The sequence below is a fragment of the Cellulosimicrobium protaetiae genome, assembly GCF_009708005.2.
Classification (GTDB): Bacteria; Actinomycetota; Actinomycetes; order Actinomycetales; family Cellulomonadaceae; genus Cellulosimicrobium; species Cellulosimicrobium protaetiae.
Window position 1 is genome coordinate 2,370,876 of sequence record NZ_CP052757.1, and the last position, 14,686, is coordinate 2,385,561.

The window sequence follows — 14,686 nt, forward strand, 5'->3', positions numbered from 1 at the left end:
GCGGGCCGGCGCGGGTGACGCCGACCCGCCCGCAGGCCTGCGAGGCAGGCGGGGCGTGCTCAGGCCTGGGCGCCCGTGATGAAGGACACGGCGTCGCCGACCGTCGCGAGGTTCTTGACCTCGTCGTCCGGGATGCGGACCCCGAACTTGTCCTCGGCGTGCGTGACGATCGTCATCATCGACAGCGAGTCGATGTCGAGGTCGTCGGTGAAGGACTTCTCGAGCGCGACGGCGTCGGTCGGCAGACCCGTCTCCTCGGCGACGATCTCCGCGAGGCCGGCGAGGACTTCCTGCTCGGTGTAAGCCATGGTTTCTCCTTGTCGTGGGGCCGGCGGCGACCGGTCCCGGTGGCGGTTGCCCGGTGGGTGTCCCGGGCGGTACAGCGATAGACGGTACGTGCGACGGACGGGTCCGCCGACGGCGTGGGGCCTCCCGCAGGGGGAGGGCGGCCGTCCGTCCAGGGTGATTCTCCCCTACGGCAGGACGACCACCTGCGCCGCGTAGACGAGCCCGGCGCCGAAGCCGATCTGGAGCGCGAGGTCGCCGGAGCGGACCTGGCCCTCGTCGAGCAGGCGGCGGGTCGCGAGCGGGATCGAGGCGGCCGACGTGTTGCCGGTCTCCGCGATGTCGCGGGCGACCGCGACCGTGTCGGGGAGCTGGAGCTGCTTGATCATCTGGTCGATGATGCGCATGTTCGCCTGGTGCGGCACGAACGCGCCGATGTCGCCGGGGGCGACCCCGGCCTCGGCCATGGCCTTGGCCGCGACGGGCGCCATCTGGAACGCCGCCCACTTGAACACGCTCTGCCCGTCCTGGCGCAGCGTCGGCCAGCCGAGCGACGGGTCCTCGCGCAGGTCCGACCAGGCGTGCGTCTGGCGGATCGCCTGGGCCTTGCCGCCGTCGGAGCCCCACACCGTGGGGCCGATGCCCGGGGTGTCGGACGGCCCGACGATCGCCGCGCCAGCGCCGTCGCCGAGGAGGAACGAGATCGACCGGTCCGTCGGGTCGATGAAGTCGCTCATCTTCTCGGCGCCGACGACGAGCACGTGCGTCGCGATCCCCGCGCGCACCAGCGCGTCGGCCTGCGCGATCGCGTACGCGTACCCGGCGCACGCGGCGGAGACGTCGAACGCGGCGGCGGGCGTGGCGCCGATGCGCTCGGCGAGCACCGCGGCGGCCGCGGGCGTCTGGTGGAAGTACGTGACGGTGGAGACGATGACGGCGTCGATGTCCGCGCCCTGCAGCCCCGCGCGGTCGAGCGCGTCGCGCGCCGCCGCCTCCGAAAGGTCGAGCACGTCGACGTCCGCCCCGGCGCGGCGGCGGGTCACGATCCCGGTGCGCTGACGGATCCACTCGTCCGACGAGTCGATCGGACCGGCGATGTCGTCGTTCGTGACGACGTTCTCGCCTCGCACACCACCGATCGCGAGGATCCGCGAGTGCGCCGGGCCGGTGGCCTGGCGCAGCGTCGCGCCGCTCACGCGTCGTCCCCGTCCGTACCGGTGGACGCGCCCCCGGCGACGGAGTGGCGGGCGATGAGGTCGCGGGCCGCCTCGACGTCGTCGGGCGACTTCACGGCCACCGACTCCACGCCCTTGAGCGTGCGCCGCGCGAGCCCCGTGAGGACGCCGCCGGGGGCGAGCTCGAGGATCGCGGTGACACCGAGCTCGGCGAGCGTCTCCTGGCACAGGTCCCAGCGCACGGGCGCGGCGATCTGCGCGGTGAGGCGGCGCACGACGTCGCGCGCCTTGCCGAACTCGCTGCCCTCGATGTCGATCGTCGCGTACGGCTCGCCGTCGGCGTTCGAGAGGAACGGCAGGCGCGGGTCGGTGACGTCCCACGACGCGGCCACGGGCTCGAACGCCTCGAGCGCGGGCTGCATGAACGGCGTGTGGAACGCGCCGGCGACCTGGAGCGGGATGACGCGCGCCTTGGCGGGCGGGTTCTCGGCGAGGGCCGCGAGGTGGTCGAGCGCCCCCGCGGCGACGACCTGTCCGCCGCCGTTGACGTTGGCGGGCCACAGGTGCGCGGCCTCGATCGCCGCGAGCACCTCCTCCGGGTCGCCCCCGACGACCGCGCTCATGCCCGTGGGCGTCGCGGCGGCGGCCGCGGCCATGGCGCGCGCCCGGTGCGCGACGAGCCCCACGGCGCCGACGTCGGTCAGGGCACCCGCGACCGCGGCGGCGGCGAGCTCGCCGACCGAGTGGCCCGCGGTCACGTCGACGACGTCCGCGGTGCTGCGACCGTCGAGGATGGCCCGCAGGGCGACCAGAGACGACGCGACGATGAGCGGCTGGGCGACCGCGGTGTCTCGGATCGTGTCGGCGTCGGACTCCGTCCCGTGCGACCGCAGGTCGAGGCTCGCGGCCTCGCCGAACGCGGCGACCTGGTCGGCGACGCCGGGCAGGTCGAGCCAGGGGGCGAGCATTCCGGGGGACTGGGAGCCCTGTCCAGGGCACAAGACGGCGAGCACCCGTCAACTGTGCCAACCGAGGGCTCGCGCGCCACGTCACGACCCGCACCAACCTTGCCGAGGGTGGTTGTGCCGAACCTACAAGCGGGAGGTGTCGCGCGCGGTACCGGCACCGTCCCGTGACCCGGCCGCCCGCGACGGGTCAGCGTGCGGTCGAGAGCTGCCCGAGCGCGAGCGCGACCTGCAGGACGAAGGACTCGCGCGCGTCGAGCGGGTCCCAGCCGGTGATCTCGGAGACCTTGCGCAGGCGGTAGCGCACGGTGTTCGGGTGCACGTAGAGCGACCGGGCGGCCGCCTCGAGCGACCGCCCCGTGCCGAGGTACGCCGACAGCGTCTCGAGCACCGACCCCGTCGCCTCGGCGAGCGGGCGGTACGCCTGCGCGACGAGCGTGCGTCGCGCCGTCGTGTCTCCCGTGAGCACGCGCTCGGGCAGCAGGTCGTCGGCGAGGACCGGGCGCGGGGCCTGCGGCCAGGCCGGGGCGGCCCGCAGGCCCGCGAGCGCCGCCTGCGCCGAGCGCGCCGCCTCCTCCAGGCCCGGGACGGTCGGCCCGATGACGACCGGGCCGGGCCCGAACCGGGGAAGCAGCGAAGCAGCCGCGGCCTGCAGGTCCCCTTCGCCGCCGAGCACGAGCACGAGGCGGTCGCCGTGGATGCCCACGAGCGCGTCACCCGCCGCGCGCCGCGTCGCGCGCCGCAGCTCGGCCGTGCGCACCTCGTCCAGCGTCGACGCGATGGTCCCCGCCATGACCAGGGTCGGGCCGTGGCCGCCCCAGCCGAGCGCCGAGACGCGCGAGCGCAGCGAGTCGTCGCCGTCGCCGCGGATCAACGCGTCCACGACGAGCGCCTCGAGGCGCGCGTCCCACGCACCGCGCACCTCCGCGGCGCGCGCGTAGACCTCCGCCGCGGAGAAGGCGACCTCGCGCGAGTAGCGCAGGACGGCCTCGCGCAGGTCCCGCTCGCCCCCGGGGGCGGCGAGCTGGTCGGAGTACGCCTCGACGACCTCGACGACGATGCGGACGAGCTGGAGCGTGTTCTGCAGCGAGATCGAGCGTGTCAGCTCGGGCGGCGCGGCAGCGAAGATGTCGCTCACGCCGTGCGGCGGGGCCGCCGGGTCCGCGTACCAGGTGACGAACGCGGTGATGCCGGACTGTGCGACGAGACCGACGTACGAGCGGTCCTCGGCCGGCAGCTCGCGGTACCACCGGATCTCGTCGTCGAGCCGGCGCAGCGCGGCCGACATCAGGAGGCCGCTGCCGTCCCGCAGACGCTGGAGGTTGTCGGCGTTGCCCGCCGGGCCGCTCGGGGCGGGCGTGCTCGCCGGGGTCCTGGGGGTCGCCGTCACGCGCCGAGCATACGGGCCGCGCTTGTGGACAGTCCACAAACGGTGTCGGGGCGCGGACCGTCGAGGCCGGTGACGTCCGGCTGCTGGGTGAGCGTCCGGGCGACCCGCTAGGGTCGAGACATGGCCCTCATGCCCCGACTCCGACAGCTCATGCGTCGGCCGACGTCCGCGTCGACCGTCGGCACGCGCCGCCCGCGGTCCGGGGAGAAGCGCGGGGACACCGTGCACGAGGACGCCCTGCGGGCGATGCTCGTGGACGACCCCAACGACGAGCGGGCGTTCGGTGCGCTCGCCGAGCTGGTCCGCCGCCGCGCCGCCGAGGGCCCCGCCACGGACGACCCGCTCGCCGCGCCCGTCGACGAGACCGAGAAGCAGCGGGCCGCCGACCTGGCGGTCTGGGCGCTCGCGGAGGAGCTCGCCGGGCACCCCCGCGGCTGGTACCCCCTCGTCGAGCTCGGGCGCCTGTCCCTCGACGACGACCAGGAGTCCGCGCTGCGCCGGTTCGCGACGGCCGCGGAGCGCGACCCGTCGGGCCGCGCGCTCGCGCAGTCGATGGAGGTGCTGCGCACCGCGGGCCTGCCCGTCGAGGCGCTGGGCCTCGGCGTCGGGCACTGGCGGGCGCGGGAGCACGAGCCCGAGGTCGGGCGCCAGCTGGTGCTCGCGGCGATCGAGGCCGACCGCCCGCTCGAAGCACGGCACCACCTGGAGTCCCTGGTCGAGTACGGCGACCCGGAGGGGGTCGCCTCCCTGCGCGCGGACCTCGAGCGTACGGTCGCGCAGGCCGAGCAGCACCGCGCCGGGACCTGAGGCTCGTCGCCCGCCGGAGGGCGCGCCACGTGGACGGACGACGGCCGGTCACCCCACGGGGGTGACCGGCCGTCGTCGTGCTACCGGGCGGGGACCGTCAGGACTCGCCGCCGGCGTTGCCGGACGTGCCGGCGGTGACGTCCATGAGGCGGTACTTCTCGATCGCCTGGGCGGACGCGTCCGCGGGGACCTTGCCCTGCTTCGCGAGCGCCTGCAGCGTGCGCACGACGACGGACGGGCCGTCGATCTTGAAGTGCCGGCGGGCCGCCGCGCGCGTGTCCGAGAACCCGAACCCGTCGGCCCCGAGCACCTCGTAGTCGCCCGGGACCCACTTGCGGATCTGGTCGGGCACGAGGTGGTCGTAGTCGCTCGTCGCGACGAACGGGCCCTCGGCGCCGGACAGCTTCGCCGTGACGTACGCGGTCCGCGGCTCGGCGGCCGGGTCGAGGAACGCGGCCTGGTCGGCGGCGAGTCCGTCGCGGCGCAGCTCGTTCCAGCTCGTCACGCTCCACACGTCGGCCGCCACGCCCCAGTCGTCGTGGAGGAGCTGCTGCGCCTCCAGCGCCCACGGCACGCCCACGCCCGAGGCGAGGATCTGGGCGCGCGGGCCGTCGCCCTCGCCGACGGAGAGGCGGTGGATGCCCTTGAGGATGCCCTCGACGTCGACGTCCTCCGGCTCGGCCGGCTGGACCATCGGCTCGTTGTACACCGTGAGGTAGTACATGACGTTCTGGTCGCGGCCGTCCGCGCCGACCCCGTGCTCGCCGGGGCCGAACATGCGCTCGATACCGTCGCGCACGATGTGGCGGATCTCGTACCCGTACGCCGGGTCGTACTGGACCATCGCCGTGTTCGTGCCCGCGATGAGCGGCGAGTGGCCGTCGGCGTGCTGGAGGCCCTCGCCGGTCAGGGTCGTGCGGCCCGCGGTCGCGCCGATGATGAACCCGCGCGTGAGCTGGTCGCCCGCCGCCCAGAACTGGTCACCGGTGCGCTGGAAGCCGAACATCGAGTAGAAGATGTAGAACGGCACCATGATCTCGCCCTGTGTGGCGTAGGACGTGCCGACCGACTGGAACGCGGCCGCGGAACCGGCCTCGTTGATGCCGGTGTGCATGATCTGGCCGGCCTCGGACTCCTTGTAGCTCAGCATGAGCTCGCGGTCCACGGCGAGGTAGTGCTGGCCCTGGGTGTTGAAGATCTTCGCCGACGGGAAGATCGAGTCCAGGCCGAACGTGCGCGCCTCGTCCGGGATGATCGGCACGATGCGCTTGCCGAACTCCTTGTCCTTGATGAGGTCCTTGAGGAGCCGGACGAAGGCCATCGTTGTGGCGATCTCCTGCTGGCCCGAGCCCTTCTTGAGGATCTCGTAGGACTTGTCGCCCGGCAGCGTGATCGGCTTGGGCGACGAGCGCCGCTCGGGGACGAACCCGCCGAGCTGCTGACGACGGCCCAGGAGGTACTGGATCTCCGGCGCGTCGGGACCCGGGTGGTAGTACGGGGGCTCGTACGGGTTGGCGTCGAGCTCCTCGTCCGTGATCGGGATGCGCAGCGAGTCGCGCAGCGTCTTGAGGTCGGCGAGGCCGACCTTCTTCATCTGGTGCGTCGCGTTGCGCCCGGCGAACGTCGAGCCGAGGCCGTAGCCCTTGACCGTGTGGGCGAGGATGACCGTCGGCTGGCCCGTGTGGGCGCGCGCCGCCGCGTAGGCCGCGTAGATCTTGCGGTAGTCGTGGCCGCCGCGCTTGAGGTTCCAGATGTCGTCGTCGGTCATGTTCTCGACGAGCTGCTTGGTCCGCGGGTCGCGGCCGAAGAAGTGCTCGCGGATGAACGCGCCGGACTCCGCACGGTACGTCTGGTAGTCGCCGTCGGGCGTGACGTTCATGAGGTTGACCAGGGCGCGGTCCTTGTCCGCGTTGAGCAGGACGTCCCACTCGCGGCCCCAGATGACCTTGATGACGTTCCAGCCCGCGCCGCGGAACTGCGCCTCGAGCTCCTGGATGATCTTGCCGTTGCCGCGCACCGGGCCGTCGAGGCGCTGCAGGTTGCAGTTGACGACGAACGTCAGGTTGTCGAGCTGCTGCTGCGCCGCGAGCTGGAGCATGCCGCGCGACTCCGGCTCGTCCATCTCGCCGTCGCCGAGGAACGCCCACACGTCCTGCTGCTCCGTGTCGCGGATGCCACGGTTGTGCAGGTACTTGTCCGTCCACGCCTGGTAGATCGCGCTGGCCGGGCCGAGGCCCATGGAGACCGTGGGGTACTCCCAGAAGTCGGGCATGAGGCGCGGGTGCGGGTACGACGGCAGGCCGCCGCCCGGGTGCGACTTCTCCTGGCGGAACCCGTCGAGCTGGTCCGCCGAGAGGCGGCCCTCGAGGAACGCGCGCGCGTACACGCCGGGGGAGGCGTGGCCCTGGAAGTAGACCTGGTCGCCGCCGCCGGGGTGGTCCTTGCCGCGGAAGAAGTGGTTGAGGCCCACCTCGTACAGCGTCGCCACCGACGCGTAGGAGGAGATGTGGCCGCCGACGCCGATGCCGGGCCGCTGCGCGCGCGTCACCATGACGGCCGCGTTCCAGCGGATCCACGAGCGGTAGCGGCGCTCGAGCGCCTCGTCGCCGGGGAAGTAGGGCTCCTCGTGCACACCGATCGTGTTCACGTACGGAGTGGTGAAGGAGGTCGGGACGGCGACGTTGCGCTCCCGGGCCCTCTTGAGCAGGTTCAGCAGGACGTAGCGGGCGCGCGGGCCCCCGCGGTCGTCGATCAGGCCGTCGAGGGCCTCGACCCACTCGCCGGTCTCGGCGGGGTCGAAGTCCGGAACCTGGCTGAGCAGACCGTTGATCAGCGGTCCGGTCTCGTCGTACGAAGCCACCAGCAACCTCATATCTCGTCGGATGCCGGGCGCACGGCCGCGCGGTACACGGCCGACTCCCGTCTTGGGGCCACTCCGGGCACGCGGCCGCGGCCGCTGGTGGCGACCGCGCCTCTTCACGAGACCAGGGTGGTCTACCCATTGTGTTCACAACGCGCGCGTAAGTCACACCATCGAGTGGTCAAGAGGGCGTGATTTCCACGACACGGCGGTGCGGACGCCCGTCCCGGCGGCGTGCGGGCGCGCGTCGGACGGCGACCTGGGCGCCTGGGCGCGGACTCGCCGTCCGTGGTGGGCACCTTGCCAAGCAACGGATCCTCCGGTGGGCTACCTTTGCCAGACACGGCAGGTCGTCGTGCGCGCGGGCGCCCGCCCGGGCGCACGCGACGACCGGCCGCACGCACAGGACGAGGAAAGGAACGACACGACAGTGACCGACAGCGCAGGGCCCAGCGGGGCGGACCGTCTCGGGTTCGCAGCCGGCAACGTGGTCCAGGAGTTCGGCTGGTCGGAGGACGTCGACGACGACCTGCGCGGTGAGCTCGAGCAGCTCGTCGGCGGCGAGCTCGTCGACGAGGACTACGACGACGTCACCGACGGCGTGATCGTGTGGTACCGCGAGGACGACGGCGACCTCACGGACCTGCTCGTGGACGTCCAGACGGTGCTCGACGACGGCGGGCTCATCTGGGTGCTCACGCCCAAGCCGGGACGCTCCGGGCACGTGGGCCACAACGACATCCAGGAGGCCGCGACCACGGCCGGGCTGCACGCGACGAGCACGTTCGCGATCGCGCCCGACTGGTCCGCGACGAAGCTCGGGACCCGTGGCCGCGGTCGCTGACGAGGGAATCGCCGCCGTCCGGGCCACGCCGCCCGGGCCGGGCGACCCCGCACCCGACTTCACGCTGCCCGACACGCACGGCACGCCCGTCCACCTCGCCGACCTGCGCGGCGGGCCGGTGCTCCTCGTGTTCTACCCGTTCGCGTTCTCCGGCATCTGCACCGGCGAGCTCTGCGAGCTGCGGGACAACCTCGAGGACTTCGAGGCGGCCGGCGTGACCCTGCTGGGAGTCTCGTGCGACTCGGTGTTCACGCAGAAGGCATGGGCGGCCCAGGAGGGCTTCGAGTTCGACCTCCTCTCCGACTTCTGGCCCCACGGCGACGTCGCCCGGGCCTACGGCGTGCTGGACGAGGAGAACGGCCTCGCCCTGCGCGGCTCGTTCCTGCTCGACGCCGACGGGATCGTGCGCTGGTCCGTCGTCAACCCGCGCGGGCAGCGCCGCGACCTCGACGGGTACCGGCGGGCGCTCGAACAGCTCTGACGCGGCGTGCCCCGCTCGATGAGCAAGGCGGAGCGGCCGACGGCGGTCCTCGCGTCGGCCGTCACGACCGGCGTGGCCGGTGGTGGGGTACACACCCGGTAGGCTGTGCTCCGCTGTTCCGGGGCCTGTAGCTCAGTTGGTTAGAGCGCCACGCTTACACCGTGGATGTCGGGGGTTCGAGTCCCTCCGGGCCCACCATCCAGCGTTTCGCGTTCTGACCTGCCCCGTAGAGGCGGTACGGGAAGATTCGGTCGTGGCCGGCGACAGAAGTTCACCATAGGAACCCATCACGACCGGCTCGAGCGGCGATAGCCTCGGTCGACATGGAGATCGTTGTCGGACTCATCATCGTCGCGATCGTTCTGTTCTGGCTTGCCAGTAGGTCGTCACACCGCCGCAAGCAGGAGCCGAGCATGCCCTCGACACCTACGCCTGTGGCTTCCGACATCTCGGAGTCGGTGCCGACGCCCGTAGACGCACACGGGACCGTCGCGCTCCGGACATTCGAGCTGTGGGGTTCTCACCGTCCCGACTTTGAGGTGGTCGGAGAGGCCTACCGCCGCGACGCGTTCCGGAAGATCTACAAGAAGTGGTCGCTCGCTCCAGGCCAAGAGTTCTACGGCGAGGCGGTGTTGATACCGGAGCGGGGCAACGTGCATGACGCTAGCGCCGTGCGTGTCGACGTTGATGACATTGCGGTTGGTTACCTGCCTCGGGAGGACGCCTCGCGATATCGGCCGACCCTCGACAATCTGTTCGAGAGAGGGCGTGTCGCGGTCACCCGCGTCCGCGTGTGGGCGACCAACGCAGACGGGACCTGGCGCGCAAGGGTGACCATCGCACTAGGGGATCCGAGCGAGATCGTCCCGGCTAACGAGCCGCCCGGAGGGGATATCGTCGAGATTCCGCCTAGCTCCCGCACAGTGCAGGTCACGGGGGAGGAGCACCACACGGACGTGCTCGCCCCGTACGCGCGGGGCGCGCGTACGAGTGTGTGGGTGTCGCTGCACGGTATCGAGAAGCCGGGATCGAGGAATGGCCAGCGAGTCGTCGAGGTCCGGATCGATGGCCAACGCTGCGGCGCTCTGTCACCTGTCACGTCTACCGACCTCCTGCCCGTGATCGACAGGATCGAGGCATCGGGGAAACTCGCGGTCGCACGTGCCTCGGTGAGGGGAAATTCCCTTAAGGCCGACGTCTGCCTCGACGTGATGAAGGCCGGAGACCTCAACGAGGAATGGATCGCAGATAACCTGAACTGAGGCGCTGTACTTCAAAGTGCGGCAGCCAGTTGATATCGCTGCGTACCGCGTTTCCCTCCCCATGGCGTGGCACGGTAGATGGATGCAGGGTTGCTCACCGTCGCGCCCCCGCTCGGGGCCCCGCCGACCGCGAATACGGAGGGCACGATGCGGTTTCGTTCGAGGTGATCGGGCGGTCGGGCCGGATAGTCTCTCGGCGTGACGAACGCCAACGTCGGACTGCCAGGTACGTATCGGACCTCGGACGGTTCGCCGGTGCCGTTCTCTGACGCGCTTCGCATCTGGGTTCCTCTTGCGCACGCCGAGCTCGTCTCGACGGCTCACCGGTACCACGCCGTCACGACCTACAAGGCGTTGAGCGAGCACGTGCAGGAGCGCTCCGGGATCCGCACGCGCCAGCTCCTGACCAACTGGATCGGCAAGCTGCTCGAGCAGGTGGCGGTCGTGGCCAAGGACAACATGGAGCCCCCGCTGACCGCGCTGTGCGTCCGTCAGGACGGCACCATCGGTGAGGGGTACGCCAAGGCGCCCAAGTTTGTGGACGACACTCCCGGGGACGACATCGAGCAGTACGCGGCCGCGCACCGGCTGCTCTGCTACCGGACGTTTGCCGAGGACCTTCCTGCTGACGGGGGGACGCCTGCGCTCACACAGGCTGTGGCCGACCGGCGGGCGCGAGCAGCAGGACAGGAGCCCAAGAGCCGGCCGACGTGCCCGCAGTGCTTCATGGTCCTGCCGTTCACGGGCATCTGCGACGACTGCGGTTGATCCGGGGTTGGCTGCCCTCGACGTGCCGACGGCAGGAGGCCGCGGTCGTGTCGGCGCCGCCCCCTAGCATCGGCCCCACCAGCAGCGACGACGTGACGGTGAGGTAGAGGGTGCTCGAGAAGGTCAAGGGTCTGTTCCGACGCGACGAGGAGCAGGCGGGAGGTGGCCGCCCGAGCGCTCGGCTCGTCGACGCGCTGAAGGTGCTCGCCGTCGAGTCGCCGGGGCTCGCGGACCGCGCGGTCGCGTACGTGCACCGGGGCGAGGGGCCGGAGGTCCTGCTGGAGCTCGAGTCACTGCGCGGCGGTGACGTCGAGGCGCTGCTGGGGCGGCCGGGCCAGTCGGGGATCTACTCGTGGACGACGCCGGCGCAGGACGAGCGACTCAAGGCCGCGGTGCCGGGCTGGACGTCCGCGAAGGCCGTCACGTCCCGGTCCAACCTCTACACGCTGAGCGACTCGGTGACGATCCCCGAGCTCGTTCGGCTCGGCCGAGTGCTCAGCGCCGTGTCGTCGGAGGTCGACCGCGAGCGCCCCACCGACCCGCGCTGGCTGACGGTGCTGGTCAACGACATGTCGCGACGCGCGAACGACCGCCGCAAGGGCAAGAACGGGAAGGCGGCGCCCGACCGCTGGACGCCGGACCTGCTGGTGGCGCTCGCGGTCGAGGGCGGCGTGCCGGAGGCCGACGCGACGGCCGTCGTGCTGCGCGAGCTCTTCGAGCGCCCGACGTCGTCGGGCTGGGCCTCGCGGCACCTCGGCCCGGCGCTCCTCGGCGCTCCGGCGCGCGACTTCGTGGTCGCGCACGTCGACGTCGCGACCGAGGCACTGCCGGGCGTGAGCGCCGCGGGGCGGACGGAGCTGGTCGAGCTCGTGGCGTCCGACCCGGCGGCGACGGACGCGCTCGCCCCGCTCCTGGCGCGGCTCGCCGCGGACACGAGCAAGGGCGTGCGCGAGGCGGCGGTGGCCGCCGTCGCGCAGCTCCCGGGCGAGCGTCAGCGCGAGATCCTCACCCCGCTGCTCACCGCCCTCCCGCCGTCCCGGCTCGGGGCGGTCGTCACGCGCCTCGCGCAGGTCGACGGCGGGCTGGTCGACCTCGAGAAGGCCGCCGAGCAGGCTACCGGGGCCCGCGCGACGCTCCTGCACGACACGGTCGAGCGTGCCCGCGTGCTCGACGCGGCGCAGGAGGACGAGCCCGCGATCGAGGTCCCGCCCTTCGAGCCGCTGCCGGAGACGGTACTCGGCGACGACGTCGTGCAGGCCGCGCGCGCCGCGATCGACACCGCGCTCGACCGGGCCCGCGCAGAGCGGGCGGCGCACCCCGGCAAGGGCAAGGGCGACGACGACGGGTGGCCGCGGTGGCGCCGCGAGGCAGTCGAGCAGGACCTCAAGGAGCTGCCCGCCATCACCGACGAGGACGTTCGGGTCTTCGCAGCGTTCCTGTCCGGGACGAGCACCCGCCGCCCCGGCGGCGTCGCGATGCGCCGGCTGTCCGCCCCGGGCGTCTTCTCGCGCCTCCCGGGCATCACGCTCCTGCACCGGCTGCGGCTCCAGGCGAACGAGGCGCGTGGCCACAGCGAGCGGTTCGGCTGGTACCGGCTCAACGAGGGCGACATGCTCGACGTCGACCTGCGCGCCCTCGACGACGCGCTGCGCCGCATCGGCCGCGACGACGCCGAGGCGTTGATCGACGAGCTCTACTTCTCCACGTGGTGGGCGACCGACACGGTGAGGCCCGAGAACGCGTGGCCGTACTACGCGGGGCGGCTCGACCGGCTCGCGGCAGCGCTCGACGACCGCGAGCGCACCTACGGCACGACGAGGCCCGCGCGGGCGCTCGCGGTGCTCGCGCAGCTCCCGCACGTCCCGCGGCGGTTCCTGCCGCGCCTCACCGAGCTCGCCCTGGGCGAGGGCCGCACGTACCGCGCGACGGCGCAGGAGGCGCTGAGCACCCATCCCGGCGTGCGGGGGCTGGCCGAGCAGGGTCTCGGGAACGGTCGGTCCGAGGTGCGCCGCACCGCCGCGGAGTGGCTGGCCCGGCTCGGCGACGCCGCCGCGGTGCCCGCGCTGCGGGCCGCGCTGGCGAAGGAGCGCGCCGAGGTCGTGCGCGCCGCCATCCTCACGTCGCTCGAGGCCCTGGGCGAGGACATCTCCGTCGACCTCGCGCCGCAGGCGCTCCTGGCCGAGGCCACGAAGGGCCTGCGCACCAAGGCGCCGGTGAGCATGGCCTGGTTCGGCCTGGACTCCCTGCCTGCCGTGCGCTGGGCGGCGGACGGTTCGCCCGTCGACCCGTCGATCCTGCGCTGGTGGGTGGTGCTCGCGGTCAAGCTCAAGGACCCGAGCGGCGCCGGGCTGCTCGAGCGGTACCTGTCCCTCCTGCAGGAGACGGACCGTGCGCGGGTCGGGAGCCACGTGCTGAGCGCGTGGGTCGCGCAGGACACCCGCAACCCCTCGCCCGAGGAGAGCAGCGCGCACGCGCAGGGCGGCGCCCAGCGCCGGTACGACATGTACCAGGACTGGGCGAAGCGTTCCCCCCAGTACTACGCGGTCGAAGCCTCCAAGACCGTCGAGGACCACTACCGGGACCTCTACCGCGAGCACCAGGCGACGTACGTCGGCTCCGCCGTGAAGGACAAGGGGATGCTCGCGCTCACGGTCGCGATGCCGGGCGGCGAGCTCGCCGCGACGTTCCAGCGCTACGTGAAGGCCCACATCGGCCGCCGCTCGCAGACCGAGGCGCTCGTCCAGGCGCTCGCGGCGAACGGTCAGCCGGCCGCGATCCAGGAGCTGCTCGCGGTCTCGCGCCGCTTCCGGCAGGCGACCGTCCAGGAGACGGCGCAGCGCCTCGCGGCCGAGCTCGCGGAGCGCCGCGGCTGGACCGCGGACCAGCTGGCGGACCGGACGGTCCAGACCGCGGGCTTCGAGGACGACGGCCTGCTCCACCTCGACCTCGGGTCGCGCGAGTACGTCGGGCGCATCACGCCCGCGTTCACGCTCGAGCTCACGAGCGACGCGGGCAAGGTGGTCAAGGCGCTCCCGGCCGCGCGGGCGCAGGACGACCCGGAGCTCGTCTCGGCCGCGAAGAAGCAGCTCGCGGCGAGCCGCAAGGAGCTCAAGGCGGTCGTCGCGCTCCAGACGCAGCGGCTCTACGAGGCGATGTGCGTGGGCCGCACGTGGACGGCGCAGGAGTGGCAGGAGTACCTGCACGGCCACCCGGTGATGTCGCGGCTCGTCGAGCGGCTCGTGTGGGTCGAGAACCCCGGCACGGAAGGCGCCCGCCCGTTCCGTCCCGACGGCGGCGCGCTCCTCGACGCCGACGACGAGGACGTGGAGCTCGGAGAGGGATCGACGGTCGGGCTCGCGCACGCGGTCCTGCTCGGCCCGGACGCGACGACCGCGTGGTCGGCGCACCTCGCGGACTACGAGGTCGCCCCGCTCTTCGCGCAGCTCGACGTCGCGACGCCCGACGTGGCCGCCGGCGCGACGGCGATCGAGGACCACAAGGGCTGGTTCTCCGACAGCTTCTCCATCCGCGGGCGCGCCACCAAGCGCGGCTACACGCGGTCGCAGGCCGAGGACGCCGGGTGGTTCAGCGCGTACACGAAGCCGTTCGCGAGCGCGGGGATCGTCGTCCGGATCGAGTTCACGGGCTCCTTCGTCCCGGAGGAGAACATCCCGGCGGCGGTCACCGCGCTGACGTTCGAGCACACCGGACGTCGGCCGGGCCGTGGCACGACACGGATCGTCGACCTCCCCCCGGTGCTCGTCGCGGAGGCGTACCGCGACTACGTCGCCGTCGCAGAGGCCGGTGCGTTCGACGCGGACTGGGAGAAGAAGAGCCAGTGGTGAGACC

The 14,686-nt window shown here is 72.6% G+C and carries 11 protein-coding genes and 1 tRNA gene; 7 read left to right on the forward strand and 5 right to left on the reverse strand.

The window, feature by feature from the left end; genetic code table 11:
* Positions 1–59: 59 nt before the first annotated feature.
* The 4 genes from FIC82_RS10000 to FIC82_RS10015 form a co-directional block, all read right to left on the reverse strand.
* A complete protein-coding gene (locus FIC82_RS10000) occupies positions 60–308 on the reverse strand; it encodes an acyl carrier protein (RefSeq protein ID WP_154798450.1) in 249 nt (82 codons plus the stop codon).
* A gap of 165 nt (positions 309–473) precedes the next feature.
* On the reverse strand, positions 474–1,481 hold the full coding sequence (locus FIC82_RS10005; protein ID WP_168731702.1) for a beta-ketoacyl-ACP synthase III: 1,008 nt from the start codon (positions 1,479–1,481) through the stop codon (positions 474–476).
* The gene (locus FIC82_RS10010) at positions 1,478–2,473 is read right to left on the reverse strand and encodes an ACP S-malonyltransferase (RefSeq protein WP_168731703.1); all 996 of its coding nucleotides are present in this window, start codon (positions 2,471–2,473) and stop codon (positions 1,478–1,480) included. The genes FIC82_RS10005 and FIC82_RS10010 overlap by 4 nt, the downstream gene beginning before the upstream one ends.
* Positions 2,474–2,615: 142 nt before the next feature.
* Positions 2,616–3,815, reverse strand: coding sequence for a PucR family transcriptional regulator (locus FIC82_RS10015; RefSeq protein WP_168731704.1), 1,200 nt, complete (start codon positions 3,813–3,815; stop codon positions 2,616–2,618).
* A 120-nt stretch (positions 3,816–3,935) separates the two neighbouring features.
* Here FIC82_RS10015 and FIC82_RS10020 point away from each other — a divergent pair, with 120 nt between their 5' ends.
* Positions 3,936–4,622, forward strand: a complete 687-nt coding sequence (locus FIC82_RS10020; RefSeq protein WP_154798452.1) for a hypothetical protein — start codon at positions 3,936–3,938, stop codon at positions 4,620–4,622.
* A gap of 97 nt (positions 4,623–4,719) precedes the next feature.
* On the opposite strand, the gene aceE is transcribed toward FIC82_RS10020, so the two are convergent.
* The gene (gene aceE / locus FIC82_RS10025) at positions 4,720–7,482 is read right to left on the reverse strand and encodes a pyruvate dehydrogenase (acetyl-transferring), homodimeric type (RefSeq protein ID WP_168731705.1); all 2,763 of its coding nucleotides are present in this window, start codon (positions 7,480–7,482) and stop codon (positions 4,720–4,722) included.
* A gap of 430 nt (positions 7,483–7,912) precedes the next feature.
* Between aceE and FIC82_RS10030 the strand changes: the two genes are divergently transcribed.
* The 6 genes from FIC82_RS10030 (at position 7,913) to FIC82_RS10055 (ending at position 14,682) form a co-directional block, all read left to right on the forward strand.
* A complete protein-coding gene (locus tag FIC82_RS10030; protein WP_168731706.1) occupies positions 7,913–8,326 on the forward strand; it encodes a DUF3052 domain-containing protein in 414 nt (137 codons plus the stop codon).
* A complete protein-coding gene (locus tag FIC82_RS10035) occupies positions 8,310–8,807 on the forward strand; it encodes a peroxiredoxin (RefSeq protein WP_269808392.1) in 498 nt (165 codons plus the stop codon). The genes FIC82_RS10030 and FIC82_RS10035 overlap by 17 nt, the downstream gene beginning before the upstream one ends.
* Before the next feature lie 121 nt (positions 8,808–8,928).
* A tRNA-Val gene (locus tag FIC82_RS10040) sits at positions 8,929–9,005 on the forward strand.
* 125 nt (positions 9,006–9,130) lie between these two features.
* Complete coding sequence (locus FIC82_RS10045) at positions 9,131–10,069, forward strand: HIRAN domain-containing protein (protein WP_154798454.1); 939 nt, start codon at positions 9,131–9,133, stop codon at positions 10,067–10,069.
* A gap of 255 nt (positions 10,070–10,324) precedes the next feature.
* On the forward strand, positions 10,325–10,837 hold the full coding sequence (locus tag FIC82_RS10050) for a hypothetical protein (RefSeq protein ID WP_168731707.1): 513 nt from the start codon (positions 10,325–10,327) through the stop codon (positions 10,835–10,837).
* 110 nt (positions 10,838–10,947) lie between these two features.
* Positions 10,948–14,682 (forward strand): DUF4132 domain-containing protein, encoded by a 3,735-nt coding sequence (locus tag FIC82_RS10055; RefSeq protein ID WP_154798455.1) that lies wholly within the window; start codon positions 10,948–10,950, stop codon positions 14,680–14,682.
* Positions 14,683–14,686: the final 4 nt, after the last annotated feature.